Annotated in this window: 15 protein-coding genes and 1 tRNA gene; 6 read left to right on the top strand and 10 right to left on the bottom strand. The window is 73.8% G+C overall.

The window, feature by feature from the left end; all coding sequences use genetic code 11:
* Positions 1-138 precede the first annotated feature (138 nt).
* Together dhaL and dhaK are read right to left on the bottom strand one after the other, a co-directional pair.
* Entirely contained in the window at positions 139-765 is a 627-nt protein-coding gene (gene dhaL / locus ACFWIS_RS32440; RefSeq protein WP_380463065.1) for a dihydroxyacetone kinase subunit DhaL, read from the bottom strand.
* Positions 766-776: 11 nt separating this feature from the next.
* Entirely contained in the window at positions 777-1,772 is a 996-nt protein-coding gene (dhaK, locus tag ACFWIS_RS32445; RefSeq protein ID WP_380463062.1) for a dihydroxyacetone kinase subunit DhaK, read from the bottom strand.
* Between the two features lie 143 nt (positions 1,773-1,915).
* On the opposite strand from dhaK, the gene dhaM reads away from it, so the two are divergent.
* The gene (dhaM, locus tag ACFWIS_RS32450) at positions 1,916-2,308 is read left to right on the top strand and encodes a dihydroxyacetone kinase phosphoryl donor subunit DhaM (RefSeq protein WP_380463059.1); all 393 of its coding nucleotides are present in this window, start codon (positions 1,916-1,918) and stop codon (positions 2,306-2,308) included.
* 3 nt (positions 2,309-2,311) lie between these two features.
* Here the strand turns inward: dhaM and ACFWIS_RS32455 are convergent, their stop codons facing one another.
* Positions 2,312-4,024, bottom strand: coding sequence for a bifunctional 3'-5' exonuclease/DNA polymerase (locus tag ACFWIS_RS32455; protein ID WP_380463056.1), 1,713 nt, complete (start codon positions 4,022-4,024; stop codon positions 2,312-2,314).
* 161 nt (positions 4,025-4,185) lie between these two features.
* Here ACFWIS_RS32455 and ACFWIS_RS32460 point away from each other — a divergent pair, with 161 nt between their 5' ends.
* Positions 4,186-6,210 carry a M3 family metallopeptidase gene (locus tag ACFWIS_RS32460; protein WP_380463054.1) on the top strand — a complete coding sequence of 675 codons (2,025 nt, stop codon included), beginning with the start codon at positions 4,186-4,188 and terminating at the stop codon, positions 6,208-6,210.
* On the opposite strand, the gene ACFWIS_RS32465 is transcribed toward ACFWIS_RS32460, so the two are convergent.
* Together ACFWIS_RS32465 and ACFWIS_RS32470 are read right to left on the bottom strand one after the other, a co-directional pair.
* Positions 6,211-7,686, bottom strand: a complete 1,476-nt coding sequence (locus tag ACFWIS_RS32465) for a cellulase family glycosylhydrolase (RefSeq protein WP_380463051.1) — start codon at positions 7,684-7,686, stop codon at positions 6,211-6,213.
* Between the two features lie 84 nt (positions 7,687-7,770).
* Positions 7,771-8,397, bottom strand: a complete 627-nt coding sequence (locus ACFWIS_RS32470) for a TetR family transcriptional regulator (RefSeq protein WP_380463048.1) — start codon at positions 8,395-8,397, stop codon at positions 7,771-7,773.
* A gap of 151 nt (positions 8,398-8,548) precedes the next feature.
* Here ACFWIS_RS32470 and ACFWIS_RS32475 point away from each other — a divergent pair, with 151 nt between their 5' ends.
* Positions 8,549-9,775 carry an acyl-CoA dehydrogenase family protein gene (locus ACFWIS_RS32475; RefSeq protein ID WP_380463045.1) on the top strand — a complete coding sequence of 409 codons (1,227 nt, stop codon included), beginning with the start codon at positions 8,549-8,551 and terminating at the stop codon, positions 9,773-9,775.
* Between the two features lies 1 nt (position 9,776).
* On the opposite strand, the gene ACFWIS_RS32480 is transcribed toward ACFWIS_RS32475, so the two are convergent.
* From ACFWIS_RS32480 to ACFWIS_RS32490, 3 genes are all read right to left on the bottom strand, one after another.
* The gene (locus ACFWIS_RS32480; protein ID WP_380463042.1) at positions 9,777-10,379 is read right to left on the bottom strand and encodes a phosphatase PAP2 family protein; all 603 of its coding nucleotides are present in this window, start codon (positions 10,377-10,379) and stop codon (positions 9,777-9,779) included.
* Positions 10,380-10,529: 150 nt separating this feature from the next.
* Entirely contained in the window at positions 10,530-11,339 is an 810-nt protein-coding gene (locus tag ACFWIS_RS32485; protein WP_380463040.1) for an enoyl-CoA hydratase/isomerase family protein, read from the bottom strand.
* Positions 11,340-11,373: 34 nt separating this feature from the next.
* Positions 11,374-12,063 (bottom strand): TetR family transcriptional regulator, encoded by a 690-nt coding sequence (locus ACFWIS_RS32490; RefSeq protein WP_380463037.1) that lies wholly within the window; start codon positions 12,061-12,063, stop codon positions 11,374-11,376.
* A 290-nt stretch (positions 12,064-12,353) separates the two neighbouring features.
* On the opposite strand from ACFWIS_RS32490, the gene ACFWIS_RS32495 reads away from it, so the two are divergent.
* Positions 12,354-13,835, top strand: a complete 1,482-nt coding sequence (locus ACFWIS_RS32495; RefSeq protein WP_380463068.1) for an MFS transporter — start codon at positions 12,354-12,356, stop codon at positions 13,833-13,835.
* Between the two features lie 160 nt (positions 13,836-13,995).
* Here the strand turns inward: ACFWIS_RS32495 and ACFWIS_RS32500 are convergent, their stop codons facing one another.
* A complete protein-coding gene (locus ACFWIS_RS32500) occupies positions 13,996-14,547 on the bottom strand; it encodes a GNAT family N-acetyltransferase (protein WP_380463528.1) in 552 nt (183 codons plus the stop codon).
* Between the two features lie 76 nt (positions 14,548-14,623).
* Here ACFWIS_RS32500 and ACFWIS_RS32505 point away from each other — a divergent pair, with 76 nt between their 5' ends.
* Complete coding sequence (locus ACFWIS_RS32505) at positions 14,624-15,256, top strand: TetR/AcrR family transcriptional regulator (RefSeq protein ID WP_380463526.1); 633 nt, start codon at positions 14,624-14,626, stop codon at positions 15,254-15,256.
* A 260-nt stretch (positions 15,257-15,516) separates the two neighbouring features.
* Here ACFWIS_RS32505 and ACFWIS_RS32510 read toward each other — a convergent pair.
* Positions 15,517-15,592: transfer RNA gene (locus ACFWIS_RS32510), tRNA-Arg, on the bottom strand.
* 654 nt (positions 15,593-16,246) lie between these two features.
* Between ACFWIS_RS32510 and ACFWIS_RS32515 the strand changes: the two genes are divergently transcribed.
* Positions 16,247-16,822, top strand: a complete 576-nt coding sequence (locus ACFWIS_RS32515) for a single-stranded DNA-binding protein (RefSeq protein ID WP_380463530.1) — start codon at positions 16,247-16,249, stop codon at positions 16,820-16,822.
* The last annotated feature ends 211 nt before the right edge of the window (positions 16,823-17,033 follow it).

Here is a 17,033-nt window from a genome sequence, read left to right on the forward strand (position 1 = left end):
CCACCGCCCCCTCCCGCAGCGCGTCCCTCTCGCCTGGGGCGGGTGGGAGGGGGAGGTGGGTGGCGGGGGTGGGTGGGAGGGGTGGGGGCGGAGAGGGGCGTGGGGGTTCTACCCCGCGTGCTCGTGCGGGTGGGGGCGTCAGTCAGCGGTGGTGGCGGCGAGGGTGCGGAAGATGAGGGCGGTGGAGGTGGCACCTGGGTCCTGGTGGCCGATGCTGCGTTCGCCGAGGTAGGAGGCGCGGCCCTTGCGGGCCTGGAGGGGGACGGTGTCGTGGGCGCCCCGTTCGGCGGCTTCGGCGGCGGCTGCGGCGGCTTCGGGAAGGGTGGCACCGGCGGCGGCCGCGGTGCGGAAGGCGGCGACGGCCGGGGTCCAGGCGTCCACGATGGTCTTGTCGCCGGGTTCGGCCTTGCCGAGGATGCGGAGCGCGTCCAGGCCGGCGGAGAGGGCCTCGGCGACGGCGGTCGGGCCGGCGGGTTCGGGCAGGGCGGCGCCGATGGCGCGGAAGGCCTTGCCGTAGAGGGGGCCGGAGGCGCCGCCGACCTTGGAGATGAGGGTGGTGCCGGTCTTGGTGAGGACGGCGCCGGGGCTGGTGGGTCGGAGGCCGTCCAGGGCGGTGAGGGCGGCGCTGAAGCCGCGCTGGAGGTTGCTGCCGTGGTCGCCGTCGCCGATCGCGGAGTCCAGTTCGGTGAGCTGGGTTCGCTCCCGCTCGACGGCTGCGGCGATCGCGCGGATCCAGGCCGCGGCGAGGGCGGTGTCGAAGTCCATGCCGTCTCCCTTCAGGCCCGCTTGAGGGCGGGGGTGTCGACCGGGGCGTCCCAGAGGTCCAGCAGTTGGGCGTCGGCCTTGGTGAGGGTGAGCGAGAAGCCCGCCATGTCGAGGCTGGTGACGTAGTTGCCGACCAGGCTGCGGGCCACCGTGATGCCGCGCTCGGCGAGCTGGGCGGCGACCTCGCCGTAGACCACGTACAGCTCCAGCAGCGGGGTCGCGCCGAGGCCGTTGAGCAGGGCGATCACCTCGTCGCCCGCGGTCAGGTGGTGGTCGGCCAGGATGGTCCCGACCACCTCGGCGGCCAGGTCGCGGGCCGGGCGGAGCTTCTCGCGGCGGCGGCCGGGCTCGCCGTGGATGCCGACGCCGACCTCGATCTCGTCCTCGGGCAGGTCGAAGCCGGGCTTGCCGGCGGCCGGGACGGTGGCCGCGGTGAGCGCGATCGCGAAGGAGCGGGAGGCGGCGTTGACCCGCTCGCCCAGGGCGGCGACCTCGTCCAGGCCGGCGCCGCGTTCGGCCAGCGCGCCGGCCGTCTTCTCGACCAGGACGGTCGCGCCGGTGCCGCGGCGGCCGGCCGTCCAGGTGGAGTCCTCGACCGCGACGTCGTCGTTGACCAGGACGGTACGGACCTCCAGGCCCTCCTCGGCGGCGAGTTCGGCGGCGAGCTCGAAGTTCATCACGTCGCCGGTGTAGTTCTTGACGATGAAGACGACGCCGGCGCCGCACTCCACCGCCTTGGCCGCGGCGAGCATCTGGTCCGGGACGGGGGAGGTGAACACCTCGCCGGGGCAGGCGGCGTCGAGCATGCCGGGGCCGACGAAGCCGCCGTGCAGCGGCTCGTGGCCGGAGCCGCCGCCGGAGATCAGCGCGACCTTGGGGCCGGCCGGGCGGGAGGCTCGGGTGATCACCCGGTTGGGGATGTCGACCGTCAGTTCGGGGTGGGCGGCGGCGACTCCGGCCAGGGCGTCCTCCAGGACGCTCTCCGGGGTGTTGATCAGCTTCTTCAACGCTCTTCGCTCCCTAGGTGGCCACGAGATCAGGACGCTGCTGTCGCCGACGCTACGCCAGACGGGGGCCGTGGGCACGGGGTCCGACACGCGCGTTCCGTTCGCTCTTCCGGAGCAGTGGGACGGGCCGTAGGGTCGGGCGCATGAGCGAACGCGTGGGCATTGTTCTGGTTTCGCACAGCGCTCGGCTCGCGGAGGGGCTGCGCGAGCTGCTCGGCGAACTGGCCTCGGACGGCGTGCGGGTGGTGGTCGCGGCGGGGACGGAGGACGGCGGGCTGGGCACCAGCTACGAGCTGATCGCCGCGGCGGTCGCGGCGGCGGACGGCGGGGCCGGCGTCGTGGTGCTGCCGGACCTCGGCAGCTCGGTGCTCACCGCGGTGACCGTGCTGGAGGACGAACCGCGGCCGGGCGTACGGCTGGTGGACGCGCCGTTCGTGGAGGGCGCGGTGGCCGCCGCGGTCACCGCCTCGGCCGGGGCGGGGCTGGACGAGGTGGTCGCGGCGGCCGAGGAGGCGCGCTCCTTCCGCAAGTTGTAGCGGTCACTTGGCGTCGGCGTAGCAGTCCACGACGGCGGTGCTGAGCGGGAAGCGCACCGGGGTGTCGCCGAAGACCAGCCGCCGGGCCTCGTCGGCCGCCTCGGTGACGGCGGCGGCCACCTCCTCGGCCAGGTTGGCCGGGGTGTGCACGATCACTTCGTCGTGCTGGAAGAACACCAGGTGCGGGCGGTCCGCCGGGACGGCCACCGGCAGTTCGTTCAGCCGCCGGCGCAGCGCCGCCAGCAGGGCCAGCGCCCAGTCCGCGGCGCTGGCCTGGATGACGAAGTTGCGGGTGAACCGGCCGCGGGCGCGGGCGGTGCGGCCGCCGGTCTCGCCGGCGGTGTCGGCCTCGGTGAGGTCGAGGAAGGCGGCGGAGGCGGGTGGGCAGACCCGGCCGAGCCGGGAGGCGACCACGCCGCCGTCCTCGCCGGTGCGGGCGGCGGCCTCGACGTAGCCCATCGCGGCGGGGTAGCGGCGGCGCAGGGTGTTCAGCAGCGGGCCGATGTCGCCGCTGGTCTGCCCGTACATGGCGCCGAGCAGGCCGAGCTTGGCCTTGTCGCGGTCGCCCTGGAAGGCCTGGGCGGCGAGCGCCTCGTAGAGGTCGCCGCCGGCCGCGGTGCGGGCCAGGCCGGTGTCCTGGGAGAGTGCGGCGAGCACCCGCGGCTCCAGTTGGGCGGCGTCGGCGACCACCAGCAGCCAGCCCGGGTCGGCGACCACGGCGCGGCGCAGGATGCGCGGGATCTGCAGGGCGCCGCCGCCGCGGCTGGCCCAGCGGCCGGAGACCACGCCGCCGACCACGTACTCGGGCCGGAACCGGCCGCCGCGGGCCCAGGCGTCCTGCCAGGCCCAGCCGTGGGCGACGTGGATCCGGGCCAGCTCCTTGTAGCGGACCAGCAGCCGGGCGGCCGGGTGGTCGATCTCCTTGAGCTCCCAGGAGCGGGTGGAGCCGAGCTGGATGCCGGCCTCGGCGAAGGCGCGCAGCACCTGGGTGTGCGAGTCGGGGTTGAACGGCTTGGCGCCGAGGGCCTGGTGGAGTTCGACGGCGAGGTCGGCGAGCACCCGGGGCTGGGTGCCGGGGACGGTGGGGCGGGGGCCGAGCAGTTCGGTGAGCAGCCGGTCGTGGACGTCGGAGCGCCAGGGCAGGCCGTCGTGGGCGATCTCGGCGGCCACCAGGGCGCCGGCCGACTCGGCGGCCACCAGCAGCCGGAAGCGCTGTCGTTCGACCGGGTCGGCGATGGCGGCGATCCGCCGCTGCTGTTCGGCGTGCACGGCCACCACGGCCGTCAACGGGTCGACGCCGGGCGGTAGTTGCAGCCGGTCCGGGGCGAACAGGGTGTCCTGTCCGTCGTCCGCGTCGGCGAGGCCCGGCTCGGGCAGGTCGTCCGGAACGGGCAGGCCGTGCAGCCGGGCCCACGCGGCGCCGAGCGAGCGCGGCGCGCCGAAGCGGCCCTCGTGGCCCAGCAGCAGCGCCTCGACCAGCCGGAGGTCGTGGCAGCGGGCGAGCCGGTCGGGCAGCCGGGGCAGCAGCGGGGCGTACCCGGAGTCGGCGGCGGCCCAGACCCAGCGCGGGTGATCGGCGGCCTCCCGGGCGGCGACGGCCGCGGCGAGGTCGGGGACGGCCTCCGGCGGGCCGAGCGGCCGGCCGGCGTCGTCGAGCGGCTGGAGGCGGCCGCCGGGGCCGTGCGGGGCGGGTGCGAGGGCGGTTCTGGGGGCCACGGCGGGCGTCTCCTCTCGTGTGGTGGTTGGTCGTACGGCTGGGCGGTGGGGCGTGCGGGTGTGCGGGTGGGGGTCCGCGCCGTCGACGTTAACGGGTGGGTCTGACAACGATGACCTGGGGTGTATGGGCACGCGGGATGACACCGCGTAGGGTCGGCGAAATGACCGAGAACCCGTTCTTCGCAGCCAGCACGCTGGTCTACGAACTGCCTCCCTACGCCGAGATCCGGGAGGAGCACTATTTTCCCGCCTACGAGCGCGGGATGGCCGAGCAGCTGGCCGAGATCGCGGCGATCACCGGCAGCCCGGCCGTGCCGACCTTCGAGAACACCCTGGTCGCCCTGGAGCGTTCCGGCGGGCTGCTGCGCCGGGTGGACGCGGTGTTCCGCAACCAGTCCTCCTCCGACACCACCGACCTGCTGGACGAGGTGGAGGCGAAGGTCAGCCCGCTGCTCGCGGCCCACCACGACGCGATCCACCTGGACCGGGAGCTGTTCGCCCGGATCGAGGCGCTGCACGCGGACCGCGCCGGGCTGGGCCTGGACCCGGAGTCCCTGCGGCTGTTGGAGCGCTGGTACACCGCGTTCGTCCGCTCCGGCGCCCGGCTCGGCGCGGCCGAGCAGGCCCGGCTGCGCGAGCTGAACTCCGAACTCGCCGCGCTGGGCACCACGTTCCAGCAGAACGTGAACGCCGCGACCCGCGCCGCCGCGCTGGTGGTGGACTCCGCCGAGGAACTGGCGGGGCTGTCCGCGGGCGCGATCGCCGGTGCGGCGGAGAACGCCCGGGTGCTCGGCCACGAGGGCAAGTACGTGCTCAGCCTGAAGAGCCCCTCGAACCAGCCCGAGCTGGCCCAGCTCGCCGACCGCTCGGTGCGCGAGCGGCTGCTGGCCGCCTCGCTCGCCCGGGGCGCCGGGGACAACGGCCCGCTGGCGATCCGGATGGCCGCGCTGCGCGCCGAGCGGGCCGTGCTGCTGGGCTACCCGAGCCACGCCGCGTACGTGGTGGCGGACGAGACGGCCGGCACCGTGGAGGCGGTGTCCGGGCTGCTGGCCCGGCTGGTGGAGCCGGCCGTGGCGAACGCCCGCCGGGAGGCCGCCGAGCTGGCCCGGGTGGCGGCCGAGGACGGCGTCGCGGAGATCGCCGCGCACGACTGGGCGTACTACTCGGAGAAGGTCCGGCAGGCCTCCTTCCAGGTGGACACCGCGGCGCTGCGTCCGTACTTCGAGCTGGAGCGGGTGCTGAAGGACGGCGTGTTCTTCGCCGCGAAGCTCGCCTACGGGCTGAGCTTCACCGAGCGGCCGGAGCTGACGGCCCACCACCCGGACGCCCGGGTCTTCGAGGTGTTCGAGGAGGACGGCACCCCGCTGGGCCTGTTCATCGGGGACTTCCACGCCCGGGCGTCCAAGCGCGGCGGGGCCTGGATGGACGAGCTGGTGGCCCAGTCCGGGCTGACCGGGCGGCGGCCGGTGGTGCTGAACAACCTCAACGTCCCGCGCCCGGCGCCGGGTGAGCCGGTGCTGCTGAGCTGGGACGAGGTGCGCACCCTGTTCCACGAGTTCGGGCACGCGCTGCACGGGCTGTTCTCGGACGTGCGGTACCCGTTGTTCGCGGGCACCGCGGTGCCGCGGGACTTCGTGGAGTTCCCCTCGCAGGTCAACGAGATGTGGATGGTGCGGCCGGAGGTGCTGGCCAACTACGCCCGCCACCACGCCACCGGGGAGCCGCTGCCGGCCGAGCTGGTCGAGCGGATGACCGCGGCCGAGGGCTTCGGGCAGGGCTTCCGGACGGTGGAGTACCTGGCGGCGACCCTGCTGGACTGGGCCTGGCACACCCTGCCGCAGGGCCACCGGGTCGCGGACGCCGAGGAGTTCGAGGCGCGGGCACTGGTGGAGGCCGGCATCGCGGTGCCGGCGATCCCGCCGCGCTACCGCACGCCGTACTTCCAGCACATCTTCTCCAGCGGCTACAGCGCCGGGTACTACGCGTACATCTGGTCGGAGGTGCTGGACGCGGACACCGTGCGGTGGTTCGAGACCAACGGGCGGTCGGTGCGGGACAGCGGCGAGCTGTTCCGGCGCGAGCTGCTGGCCCGCGGGTTCAGCCGGGACCCGCTGGAGTCCTTCCGCGCGGTGGTCGGCCGGGCGCCGGACACCGCGCCGCTGCTGGCCCGCCGGGGGCTGGCCTGATCAGCGCGGGGTGAGGGTCACCGTCACGGGTGTGCCCGGGCGGACGCGCGGGAGCCGGATCCGTACGGTTCCCGCGCGCCCGGCCGTGGGCTGCTCGACCTCGACCCGGGCGCCGGCGGGGGAGACGGTGACCCGGGCGCCGTGGGGGAACGCGGCGGGCGGCAGGACGAGTTCGCTGCTGCGGCCGGTGCCGTCGGCGGCCCAGCGGACGGCGCCGTCGGCGGTCCGGACGCCGCTGCCGGCGACGGCCGCCGGGTACGGGCCGAAGGCCGGGCCGTCGCCGGGGGCGGGGTGCCCGGTGGGGTCGAGGGTGCAGTAGCCGCCGGTGCCGCGGCACCAGTACCACATGGTCCAGCCCTCGGCGAAGCCGTCCATCGCGGCGACCTGGCGGCGCACCAGCAGGGTGTTGCCCGGGGAGCGGGAGTCGGGCGGGCCCCACTCGCCGACCAGCACGGGCAGCCGGTGGGCGGCCGGGTAGCCGGTGATCGCGGCGGTGTACTGCTCGACGAAGCCGTCGGAAGGGTCCCAGTCGGCGCCGTTCTCGACCGCGGTGTCGTAGAAGTGCGGGGCGTAGCCGAGCCGGGGTGCGCCGGGGCGGGGGTCGGCGAAGCCGGGGAGGGCGGTGGGCACGCCCTGGCCGACCAGGACGGTCGGTTCGACGAACAGCCAGGCGCGGGAGTCCACTCGGCGTACGGCGGTGATCAGCCGGCGGTACATGTCGGCGAGCCGGCCCTGTTCCAGGGCGGTGGAGGCGGCGGCGAGCACGGCCGGGTCGGTGGGGTCGCCGTCCACCGGACCGAACGGCTCGTTGAACAGGTCGTAGCCCAACAGGGAGCGGTGGCCGCGCAGTTCGCGGGCCAGCCGGGTGTAGAAGTCGGCCTGCCAGGCGCGCAGGTCGGGGTCGTCGTAGAGGTGGCGGAAGGCGGCCTGGACGGCGGGCTGGAAGTAGCCGGCGAACCAGTCCTTCGGGTCGGGGGTGAACGGCAGTCCGTCGTCGCGGGTGGCCCAGACCGGGATGCCGTTGGTGCCGCCGCCGAACTTCGGCCCGTAGACGTCCTGGTGGAAGTCGACCAGGACGAGCAGGCCCAGCCGGTCGGCCCGGTCGAGGAGCTGCCGGATCCGGTGGAGTTCGGCGGGGTCGAGGTGGCCGCGCTCGGGCTCCAGCCTGGTCCAGGAGACCGGCAGCCGGACCAGCGTGAAGCCCTGGGCGGCGATGGAGTCGAGGTCGGCGCCGGTGGCCTCGGCGTACTTGTCGAGGTTGAAGCCGCGCAGTTGGAGCCGGCGGCCCTGGTCGTCGGTGAGGGCGGTGCGGCCGTCCGGGCCGGTGGCCGTCCCGGCGGGGAAGCGGGACGGGTGGTCGGCGTGGCCGTCGTGGGCGCCGTCGGCGCCGATGGCGTCTTGGGCGGTGGCCGGGGTGGTGCCGCCGAGGGCGGTGGCGGCGAGCAGCAGGGCAACGGCGGTGCGGCGCAGGCGCATCGGGACCTCGCACGGCGGGGGGTGGGGGCCCGATGATGCCCGTGGCCCCCGGGCCGGCACAAGGGTCGTGCGCGGACGGGGAGTTCAGTCGCCGTTCGGTTCGGCGGGGGTGGGCGGCAGTACGGCCTGCGGCAGGTCGGCGGCGGCGGCCAGGCGGCCCCAGAGCAGGTCGGCCAGGGCCTGCACCATGCGGGTGCGCGAGCAGGGTCTGGTCTCCAGCCACCAGTCCCCGGCGGCCAGCACCATGCCGGTGATGCCTCGGCCCCAGGCCTCGGCGAGCAGTTCGCGGTCGGCGCCGAGGTCGACCTGGTGCTGCACGGCCCGGGTGATCTCCTCGGCGATCTGCCGGAGCGCGGGGGCGAGGGCGTTGCCGGCGCCGCTCGGGTCGCCGGGTTCGGGGTGGGTGAGCAGCCGGTAGACCTGGGGGCGGGCCTCGATCCCGGCCAGGTAGGTGTCCAGGACGTGTTCGACCCGGTCGCGGCGTTCCAGCGGTTCGGCCAGGGCGGCCCGGACGGCGGCCAGCAGGCCGCTGGTGTGGCGTTCGGTCAGGGCGCCGATCAGGCCGTTCCGGTCGCCGAAGTGCCGGTAGAGGATGGGCTTGGTGATGCCCGCCTCAGCGGCGATGGCGTTCATGCTGGCGCTCGGCCCCTCGCGCTGGATGACCCGGTCGGCGGCGTTGAGCAACTGCTCGCGGCGGGGCTCTCGGGACATGCGCTGCTCCTCGGTTTCTGGGTTGCCTGGGCGTTGACACCGGTTACCAATCAGTAGCAGACTCCGACGATGTTACCCGGGGTAACACCCCGGTGGGTCGCATCCGGCGGCCGCAATCCCTGCGTCGTATCCCTTCTGCGGAGGCTCCACCATGAGCAGCACGTTCTCGCTGGACCCGGGCGCGGACCAGCTCGCCGTACGCGACTGGCTGCACGGCTTCGCCGCGGACGTGATCCGCCCCGCCGCGGCCGAGTGGGACGAGCGGGAGGAGACCCCCTGGCCGATCATCCAGGAGGCCGCCAAGCTGGGCATCTACTCGCTGGACTTCTACGCCCAGCAGTACTTCGACCCCTCCGGCGTCGGCATCCCGATCGCCATGGAGGAGCTGTTCTGGGGTGACGCGGGCATCGGGCTGTCCATCGTCGGCACCACGCTGGCCGCCGTCGCGGTGCTCGCCAACGGCACCGACGAGCAGATCGGCACCTGGACCCCGCAGATGTTCGGCACCCCCGACGACGTCAAGGTGGCCGCCTTCTGCTCCTCCGAGCCGGACGCCGGCTCCGACGTCGGCGCGCTGCGCACCCGGGCCGTCTACGACCAGGCCAAGGACGAGTGGGTGCTCAACGGCACCAAGACCTGGGCGACCAACGGCGGGATCGCCGCCGTGCACGTCGTGGTGGCCACCGTCGACCCGGAGTTGGGCACCCGCGGGCACGCCTCCTTCGTCGTCCCGCCGGGCACCCCGGGGCTGAGCCAGGGCCAGAAGTTCAAGAAGCACGGCATCCGCGCCTCGCACACCGCCGAGGTGGTGCTCGACGGCGTCCGGGTGCCCGGCAGCTGCCTGCTCGGCGGCAAGGAGAAGCTGGACCAGCGGCTGGCCCGGGCCCGCGAGGGCGCCAAACGGGCGGGCGGCAAGGGCAACGCGGCCATGGCCACCTTCGAGGCCTCCCGCCCGGCCGTCGGGGCGCAGGCGATCGGCATCGCCCGGGCCGCGTACGAGGTGGCGCTGGACTACGCGAAGACCCGGGAACAGTTCGGCCGCCCGATCATCGACAACCAGGGCGTGGCCTTCCAGCTCGCCGACATGAAGACCCGGATCGACGCGGCGCGGCTGCTGGTCTGGCGGGCCTCCTGGATGGCCGCCAACAACCAGCCGTTCACCGCGGCCGAGGGCTCGATGTCCAAGCTGTACGCGGGCGAGACGGCCAAGTCCGTGACGGCGCAGGCGATGCAGATCCTCGGCGGCAACGGCTTCACCCGGGAGTACCCGGTGGAGCGGATGCACCGGGACAGCGCGATCTACTCGATCTTCGAGGGGACCAGCGAGATCCAGCGGCTGGTCATCGCCCGGGCGATCTCGGGGATGCCGATCCGCTGACTCACCTGGTGGCCCAGAAGGCGAGCCCGGAGCTGAGGGCGCCGACCACCGCGCCGACGATCGTCTGCGCGGTGGTGTGGTCCCGCAGCACCACCCGGGACCAGCCGATCACCGCGACCAGCGGGTAGAGCAGCAGCCACAGCGGGCCGAGCGCGATGCCGAGGCAGGTCACCGCGCCGGCCGCCACGGCGGTGTGCACGGAGACCTTCCACCAGACGGTGATCACCAGGATCGGGATCAGCGAGGCGAACATCGCCGCCACCATCGCGGTGAGGTCGTGCGGGGCGTCGGCCAGGATCATCACCGCGAAGCTGACCGCGACCGAGCCCATGATGAACGGGATGACGGTCAGCCGGCGCTGCCGGTGGCCGACGTGGCGGTCCTCCAGGGTGCCCTTGCGGATGCCGCGCTGGATGAACAGGGTCGGGATGACGGCCGCGAACAGCGCGGCGAAGGCGGCCCAGCCGAGGCCGGCCCAGCCGTAGCGCAGGGCGCCGATCAGCAGGCAGACCGCGATGATCACGTTCTTCGGCTCGACGCCGTCGGTGACCCGGCGGGCCCAGGTCGTCCGGCTGGTGGGGGCGGTCGTGGCCTCGGCGGTCATCGGGGTGCGTACTCCGGGTCGGAAGGGCGGCGGGCGGCTCGTCGCCGGTCGGATGATCGTACGTGAGCCGCCTGTGCCACCGCGCCTCGGCGCCGGTCGCCACCGGGTCGGCCGTAGCGCGTGGAACCGGGCCGGTCAGAACCTCGCCGGTCAGAACCTCGGCGGGCGGCCCGCCAGGAAGGCGGCCAGCCCCTCGTGCACGTCCGAGGCCTCCCGGGAGCGCCGCTCCCAGGGATCCAGGGCCTCGCCCGCCCGCTCCGCCGGAACGGCCAGCGCGGCCTTCACCGCGCCGATGGTCTGGGTCGAGCGGCTGGTCAGCAGCCGGGCGAACTCCAGCGCGGCGGCGTCCAGTTCGACGCCCGGCAGGACCCGCTCCGCCAGGCCCAGCGGCAGCGCGTCCCGGCCGCGCACCAACTCGCCGGAGAACAGCAGGTACTTGGCCCGGGCCGGGCCGACCAGCCGGGCCAGCCGCAGGGTCGGCACCGCCGGGTAGACCACGCCGAGCTTGGCCGGGGTGATCCCCAGCCGGGCGTCCTCGGAGACGAAGCGCAGGTCACAGGCGACGGCCAGCTGGCAGCCACCGCCCACGCAGGCGCCGTGCACCACCGCGAGGGTCGGGTGGGGGAACGCCGCGAGCGCCTCCTCGGCGGCCACGTTGACCGCGTGGTAGGCGTCCGCGCGCCGCGGATCGCCGTACACCTCGGCGAGTTCGGTGATGTCCGCACCCGCGCTGAAGGTGTTCCCGGCGCCGGTCAGCAGCAGGACGCGCACGCCCGGCTGCTCGGCGAGCTGCTCCAGGACCTCGGGCAGCGCCTGCCAGATCGCGAGGGTCACCGCGTTGCGCCGGTGCGGGCGGGCGAACTCCAGGACGGCGACGCCGTCCTCGCCCACGTAGGCGTTCAGGCCCTCGGCCTGGGCGGGCAGGGCGGAGCGGTCCCGCGTGAGCAGCGGCTGGTCCATGCGCACCTCCGGTCGGCGTGGTGCGGCCACTCTCTCAGGCCGGGCCGGCGCAGTACGCCCCGAGCCCGTGTTCGACCGAGGCGAAGGCCCGGCGGGCCGCCTCGAGGGCGGCGGGCAGGGCGTCCTCGGCGCGTTCGCCGCTGAGCATCCGGCGGTGGTTGTCGCCGATCAGGGTCAGCCGGACGGCGAGCAGCTGGGCCGCGGCGACCCGGGCGAGCAGCTCGTCGTGGGCCGGGTCCTGGGCGAGCAGCTCGGCGGCCAGCAGGGTTCGCGCGCGGGGGTCGAAGGCCGCGGTGGCCCGCAGGGCCAGCGCCGGGGTGTCGTGGACGAGCCGGATCACGTCCAGCACCACCCGGTCGTCGTTCAGGCCGGTGGCGGGGTCCCGCCGCTCCAGCGCGGCCAGGAAGTGCTCGCGCAGCGCCGCGACCGCCGAGGTGCCCGGGGCACGTTCGCGCACCACCCGGGCAGGCTCGTCGAGGTGCTGCTCCATCGGGCCCATGACCAGGTCTTCCTTGGTCGGGAAGTAGTTGAAGACGGTCATCTTGGAGACGTCCGCGGCGGCCGCGATCTGGGCCACCGAGACCTGGTCGAAGCCCCGTTCGGCGAACAGGCCGATGGCCGTGCGGAAGATCCGGATGCCGGTCTGGATCTTCTTGCGCTCGCGCAGCGGAAGTGCGTCGAGGTCGCGGTCGGGGCCGAGGTCCAAGCCGTGGTGGGTCGCCATGAGAAGACTGTACCAGGATCAAAGGTTGACCGGGAAGAAAGATTGGCGCGGATGAAGAATTGACCCGGTCCAAAAGTCCTGACATGGTGGTGACGAGCCCGCCGGACCGCACCGGTCGGGGCCGACTCCACTGACTCCGGGGGGACTTCCCTATGGCATCCGCCGCCAGGACCGCGCCCGACCAGGCCGTGTCCGACCAGACCTCGCCGGGCCGGACGACGCAGCGCCAGGCCTCGCCGGGCCGGACCTCGTCCGACCAGGCCTTGCCCGACCGGGCCGGATCCGGCCTGATGACCACCGCCCAGCGCCAATTCGGCATGCTGCTCTGCCTGGTGACGATCGTGCTGGCCGTGCTCGACTCCAACATCGTCTCGGCGGCCACCGTGCCGATCGTCCGCGACCTCGACCCGGTGCACGGCATCGACCGGCTGCCCTGGCTGGTCAGCGCCTTCTCGCTGGCCGCCACCGCACTGCTCCCGCTCTACGGCAAGCTCTGCGACGTCTACGGCGCCAAGCGGGTGCTGCTCGGCGCGGTGGGCACCTTCCTGTTCGGCTCGGCACTGTGCGGCGCCGCGCAGTCGATGGGCGAGCTGATCGCCTTCCGGGCCGTCCAGGGCATCGGCGGCGGCGGGCTGATGAGCGTGACCATGGTGGTGATGGCCCAGCTCCAGGACCCGCAGGAGCGCGGCCGTGGCAAGGGCGGCGCAGTGGGCGGGATCGTCGCCGGGCTCGGCATGGCGATCGGCCCGCTGATCGGCGCGCTGTTCACCGACCACCTCGGCTGGCGCTGGATCTTCTACATCAACCTGCCGCTGGGCCTGCTCGTCCTGGTCGGCGTCGCCCTGGTGATCAAGCTGCCGCGCACCCTCGGCCGGCGCGGTCTGGACTTCCTCGGCGCCACCCTGGCCGCGGCCTTCGCCACCGGGCTGCTGCTGGTCACCGAGTGGGGCGGCAAGGACTACGGCTGGACCTCCCCGGTGATCCTCGGGCTCTCCGCCGCCACCCTGGCCGCGCTCGGGCTCTTCCTGTGGCGCCAGGCCACCGCCGCCGAGCCGGTGCTGCCGCTCTCGCTGTTCCGGATTCCGGTGGTGCGGATCGGTTTCGCCATCCAGGGCCTGGTCGGGATGGGCATGATGGGCGCGATCGTCTACGTGATGATCTACCTGCAGATCGCCCGGGGGGTCGCCCCGACCACGGCCAGCCTCTACCTGATGCCGATGGCCGCCGGGATGACCGGGGTCGGCCTGCTGGCCACCCGGCTGATCGCCCGCGGCCACCGGCCGCGCACCTTCCTGATCGCCGGCGCGGGCTGCTCGGTGCTCGCCCTGGCGCTGCTCGGACTCAGCGGCCCGGACACCCCGCTCTGGCAGGTGGGCGCCGAACTCGCCCTGCTGGGCGCCGGGTTCGGGCAGCTGATCGGGCAGCTGATCACCCTGGTGCAGGACACCGCCCCGCGCCACCAACTCGGCGTCGCCACCACGGGAATCCGGTTCTTCCAGACCCTCGGCAACGCGCTCGGCGCGGCGCTCCTCGGCACCGTTCTGGCCCGGGTGTTCGAGGCCGGCGAGCCCGGGCGGTCGCTGGGCGTGGTGCGGACGCTGACCGGCGCGGCCCGGGAGCACGCGGTGCGGAGCTTCACGGACGCCGTGGACGTGGTCTTCCTGTCGGCGGGCGGGGTGATGGTGCTGGTGCTGCTGCTGGCCCTGCGGCTGCGTTCGGTGGAGCCTTCGGAGTCGGCGGCGGGGGCGGAGGAGCCGGCGCCGGCGGCCTGAGCGGGGTCGGCGGGATCGGCGGGGGAGTTCGACGGAGCGGGGCCCGGTGGACGATGGGGTGTCCACCGGGCCCCGCTCCGTCGCATCCTGGTCCGTCACGCCCCGCTCCGTCGCGCCCTGGATCCGTCGCGTCCGGTCCCGACGGCCTTCCTGCGGGCCGTCAGCCCCGGGCGGCAGCCCACTCCCGGGCCAGGATCGCCCAGATCTCCTTGTCGTGGCGGACGCCGTTGTGCAGGTACCACTCGCGCAGCACGCCGTCCCGGCGCATGCCGACCCGCTCCGCCACCGCCCGGCTGCGGGCGTTGGTGGCCGAGCACCACCACTCGGCGCGGTGCAGGCCCCGGGTGGTGAAGGCGTACTCGAGCAGAACCCGGACGCCGGCGGTGATCAGCCCGCCGCCCTCGCCGGCCGGTTCGGTCCACGCACCGACCTCGCAGGTGCCGCTCTTGGCGTCGAAGTGCACGAACATCACGCCGCCGACCAGCGTGCCGTCCCGCCAGATGCCGTAGATCCGGCCGGAGTCGGTGTTCTGGCGGTCGGCGTAGCGCTGCAGGGTGGCGCGGGCCGAGTCCAGGTCGGTGGAGAAGGAGGCCCACGGGATCCACGGATCGATGTGGGCGCGGCCGCGGTCGATGTGGGCCAGGAACTCGGGGGCCTGCCAGGGCTCCAGCGGGCGCAGTTCGGCGTTCTCGGCGAGCGGGACGGAAAACACGGGCGGGCCTTTCGGAGGTGGTGCCGGAGCGGTCAGGGTCATTCATAACAAACGTTTGGTATGTACGATAGCCCCCATGACGCCAGCCCGTGGAGACCATGACGCCCGCCGCTCGGAAGTCTCCGAGGGGGTGTGGCGGGTGCTCTCCAGCAAGGGCTTCGAAGGGCTCACCCTGCGCGCGGTGGCCGCCGAACTGGGCGCCTCCACCGGTTTGTTGACGCACTACTTCCCGAACAAGCGGGCGCTGCTGAGCCACGCCCTGGAGGAGCTCGACCGCCGCTCCGCCGCCCGGCCCCGGCGGATGGCCCCCGCCGACGGCGCCCCGCCGCCGCCCGCCGGGCTGGCCCGGCTGCGGGCCGCGCTGCTCGACGTGCTGCCGCTGGACGAGGCGACCGAGTCCGGCAACCGGATCTGGGTCAGCTCCTGGGACGTCGCCCTCGCGGACCCGGAGCTGGCGGCCGCGCACGCGGGGCGCTACGCCCGCTCGCGGGTGGCGCTCACTGCGCACGTGACGGACGCCCAGCGGCTCGGCGAGCTCCCGGCCGGGGCCGATCCCGCCGGGCTCGCGGCGGCGGCGCAGGCCTTCGTGCTGGGGCTGGTGGTGCAGTCGCTGTTCGCCCCGGCGGAGTTTCCCGCGGAGCGGCAGATCGCACTGCTCGACGGCTATCTGGCGGGGCTGGCGGCACAGTCTCCCGCGGTGCCCCGATGAGGCGCCCCGATGCGCCCGGACGCGTACCGGGCGCTTCTGTCCGGCTTTTGTCGGATTTCGCCGCCTGACCGGCCGGGGCGGGTTGTTTCGTTCAGGGGTGGGGGATTCGCCCGGAATTCCGGTGTCCCGCCCGGCCGGCTTTCGTGGCGGTCATGACACGCATTGTCACGGGTTATGTGCGGTGGGTGCCGGATTACCCGGAGGTCCGGTGCGGCCACGGAAAGTGTTCGCATGCGCGATGGCCTGCGGGAATTGTGGGTTGGTGCCCCCAGCAGGATTCGAACCTGCGACCTACCGCTTAGAAGGCGGGTGCTCTATCCGCTGAGCTATGGGGGCGGGACGGACGGCGCCCTGGCGGGCGTGACCGTGGCCGGGATCGGGCGACGAGCGTTGGGGACGCGCGTAGTCCGGCCCCGTGCCGGAGGGTGGGGGTGGGGGTTGGCAGGCCCTCGCCCTGTCGGGGACAGGATAAGGGTGTTCAGATCCTCGGCCGGGTGTGACGACACCGTCGTTGGTGTGTCGGTTCGGTGGAGCGGTCCGATAATCGCAGGTGAAGACCGTGCGTGCAGCGGTCTGGGACAGTTCCGGGCCGGACGTTGTGCACTCGTTACGGGGCTGCCTCCCCACCCGTTATGGATTCGACACGGAGAATGTCGCGCCGTCGGCACGGGTGGGGGTTCCTATTCGGCTTGCTCCGGTCGGATGACGTGGGCGGACGGCCGCCGGCGGCTCATCCGGCGCGCTCCGGGGGCGGCTGCGATCAGCCGGTTTGTTGTCATGAGCGCGAAGAGAGGGCGGCCCGGCGGTGTACGAAGGCCGAAATTCACCCCTGTGAGTGACTACCGTTTTTCACCCTGCCGATCGGCCTAGGAGTTGTCCACAGGATTTCGGAACCCGATGGCCGGGATTTCTTCCGGGGCGCACTCTCAACTCGCACCGCTCGATTCCGTACGGTGCGTCGGCGAGAACGGAGAGTGTGCTGTGAACGAGATGCATGTGACGGTGCTCGGCAATGTCGGGACCGAGGTGAGCTACGGGGAAACCAGCGGTGGGGTGCCGATGGCGAACTTCCAGCTCGGCTGCACCGAGCGGCGGTACGACCGCGAGCGGGCCTGCTGGGTGGACGGCGAGACGCAGTGGCTGAGGGTGACGGCCTGGCGGGCGCTCGCGGTGAACCTGATCGGCTCGCTGGCCAAGGGCGATCCGGTGCTGGTGACGGGCCGGCTGCGGGTCCGGGAGTGGCGGGACGGGGAGGCGAAACGCAGTCGGGCCGAGATCGACGCCCGGTCGGTCGGGCACGATCTCACCCGCGGCACCTCGGCGTTCCGCTGGGCGGCGGGTGTGCGCGGGCAGCCGCCGGGCCCGGTGGGGGCGGCCGGCGCGGAGGCCGCGAACGAGCCGGTGCCCGGGTGGATCGTCAGCGCACTGGAGTCGCGCCGGGCCTCGGCGGTGGCCGCGGCGCCCCGTTTGCCCGAGTTGCCCCCGGGGGCCGGAGCGGTGACGGAGCAGCAGGAGGGAGTGTCCGAGGGGGAACGGGGAGGTGAAGACCGGGCGATGTCGAGCTGACGGGGCGGTGACCCTTCCCTGTCGACAAATATGTTGATCGAGACAGTCGTTGCGCCCGCACGCGCAATCTCGTCGGGATAACGGAAAGTCGGGGACCGATTCTGGCGGAGCGTCAGCTTGTGTGGAACCTGAGGGGGTTGATAACGATCCAGATACGGAATCGTCCTGATTTCGCATGGGGGTTTCGAGGCCCCTGAGGCTCAATAGGATT

Source organism: Kitasatospora sp. NPDC127060 (assembly GCF_042724935.1).
GTDB lineage: Bacteria > Actinomycetota > Actinomycetes > Streptomycetales > Streptomycetaceae > Kitasatospora.